The sequence below is a fragment of the Gilvimarinus sp. 1_MG-2023 genome (assembly GCF_030548285.1).
On the sequence record NZ_JAUOSC010000099.1, the window covers coordinates 1 to 499 of the forward strand.

The window sequence follows — 499 nt, forward strand, 5'->3', positions numbered from 1 at the left end:
GTGCAAGGCCGTCGACCCCGGTATGACGCTCGGTGGCATCCGGGTGCTGGAAAAACTCGGAGGCAAAACCGGTCACTGGCAGGTTGATGCCCCCCAGGAGGTATCACCATGATTCAGGTATTACTGTTTGCCCGATTGCGAGACCAGCTTGGTACCGGAGCGATCAATCTGACACTGGCAGCACCAACCACCGTGCAGGCCATGCGCCTGGCGCTGCAACAGCAGTTTACCGAGCACGCGGACTCCCTCGCAGCCGGGCAGGCTCTGGTCGCCATCAACCAGTCGCTTTGTAATGATGAAACCATGGTGATCAACAGCGGCGATGAGGTCGCCTTGTTTCCGCCCATGACGGGAGGTTGATATGGATGATATCCGGGTACAGCGTGATGATTTTTCCGTTGCCGACGAATATCAGCAGCTCTGTCAGGACAATCGCGATGATGGTGCCGTGGTCTTTTTTGTCGGCCGGGTCAGAGAACAGAATCAGGGTGACACCATC

Annotated in this window: 2 protein-coding genes; both read left to right on the forward strand. The window is 57.1% G+C overall.

Annotated features, from left to right (window positions below; translation table 11 throughout):
- Positions 1-108: 108 nt before the first annotated feature.
- Positions 109-360 carry a MoaD/ThiS family protein gene (locus Q4563_RS15875; RefSeq protein WP_303434673.1) on the forward strand — a complete coding sequence of 84 codons (252 nt, stop codon included), beginning with the start codon at positions 109-111 and terminating at the stop codon, positions 358-360.
- Position 361: 1 nt separating this feature from the next.
- Positions 362-499: molybdenum cofactor biosynthesis protein MoaE (locus tag Q4563_RS23545; RefSeq protein ID WP_336623038.1), on the forward strand; the 138-nt coding region annotated here is incomplete at its 3' end.